The sequence below is a fragment of the Oceanispirochaeta sp. M1 genome, assembly GCF_003346715.1.
In the GTDB taxonomy this organism is placed as follows: Bacteria; Spirochaetota; Spirochaetia; order DSM-2461; family DSM-2461; genus Oceanispirochaeta.
In genome coordinates this window covers 1-1,804 of the sequence record NZ_QQPQ01000112.1, presented here as the reverse complement: position 1 = coordinate 1,804, position 1,804 = coordinate 1, and the positions used below count along the sequence as shown (strand labels likewise).

Annotated in this window: 1 protein-coding gene; it reads right to left on the bottom strand. The window is 39.6% G+C overall.

What is annotated here, in order from left to right:
• Positions 1-184 precede the first annotated feature (184 nt).
• Complete coding sequence (locus DV872_RS25980; protein WP_114632885.1) at positions 185-1,723, bottom strand: IS1182 family transposase; 1,539 nt, start codon at positions 1,721-1,723, stop codon at positions 185-187.
• Positions 1,724-1,804: the final 81 nt, after the last annotated feature.

The following is a 1,804-nucleotide window of genomic DNA, read 5'->3' as shown; positions in this document are numbered from 1 at the left end:
TAACGAGACTGTAGAAAAACTACCTCTCAGATTTAAATTACTCTTCAAAACTAAGAAATTGCGGTTTTAATACTATCTCTTTTTCTTAACATAATATCAGCTGGTTAAACTGCTGTATGACCGCCTAATCGTTACTATGGGCTCTTATGCCTCTCTATCCTTAAACAGTCTCCATTACCTTCTTTTATGCACTGTACCTCTGTATTTTCCCGATATTATGCACCATGCAATACAGAAGCCATTGGGTGCTTACTTTCTCTTTTCCACGCAGAGTGAAACGGTTGAGCTTCTTTATTCCAGCAATATGACCGAACACCGGTTCCACTGTACTCATTCTTTTTGAGTATATGGCCCGACCGAATGGTGTATCGATTTTTGCCTTCATATCTGCAACTGGATTATTACCATTAGCATCTGAAGCTTCTTTTAAAATGGCAACCTGCCTAGCCTGAGTATGATCATTACGAATACACTTAGAACGAAGGGGACAGTCTTTGCAATGCTCAGCATACCCTTGGTAACCCTTTCCAATATACCTGCCTCCATTGCTCCTGAAATGAGGCGTCTTAAGCCACATCGGATGTTTAGCCGGGCAGATCAGGGTGTTTGTAACTGTATCCATAAAGAAATCTTCCGGCCTGAAATAATGCTTTCCTTTGTCAGGTTTCCAGTTAGCAACTTTCTTCTTATACTTACCAACATCCTGGAAAGCGATGTGTCTTTTTCTGAACTGGTTATCCGGGATATACGCATCGATACCCTTTTCACAGACCATCTGCATATTCTTTTTATTGTGGAATCCGGTATCTGCAGTAATGGTCACATGCTTGTAGATATCATCATCTATATGTGAGCATTTACAGCTTTCATCAATACCTTCCAGGATCTCTGAAAGGTGTCCAGACTCGTTTATATCGCCATAAGCATCGGCAAAGATAATCAGCTGGTGCTTGTCATCAACCGCTGCAATACCGTTATAACCTTGAAGAACACCATGACCTGTAGACATCTTGGCACTTTCATTGTCAACTACATTGCTCTTGATGGGCTGTTTCAAGCTTCCAATTCTTTCAACATTATTATTCAGCCATTCATAGATCTTATCTGATTTAGCCTGGAGCTTTTCTATGGCTCTGTTTTCTTTTTCTCTTTGAATCAGATCATCCCAGTTTTCATCTGTGCTTTTATGCTTTTGAATCAGGTAGTTTACCGATTTTTCAATTTTGGTGGTTTTGTTTAACAATTCTGCCTTGGTTCCACTCCACTCCTTGGAGCAATTGGATGAGATCTTACATCCATCAATGGCAAACATATTCTTACCGATGAGTCCCTGTGTGTAACACACAGAAATGATCATTGAAAAGAGAGAACTGCATTCTTGATGGCGAGAGGATATGAAATCTGCAATGGTAGTGAAATGTGGTCTGGAATCAGCGGCCAATGCCATGCAGACAATGTTTTCATGGCAGAGCATTTCAATTTTCCTACTGCTGTTGATTCCCTTTGAATAAGCAAAAAGAATGATCTTTAATAAAATGGCAGGATCATAAGCCGGTGCACCGGTTTCATCATTTTCATAATGATCTTCAAACACAGACATATCAATTTGGTGATCAATTAAATGGCATAGAGTGTACTCAAAAGTACCGGGTAAAATCTGCTTTTCAAAGCTCACGGGAATCATCATAGTCTGGTCATAAGAATACTCTTTGTATCTTGCCATAAGATGAACCTCCGTTTTCTAAATTTTACCATAGATTTCATGAGAACTGTTGAAAAGCTGGCTTTTTCTACAGTCTCAACG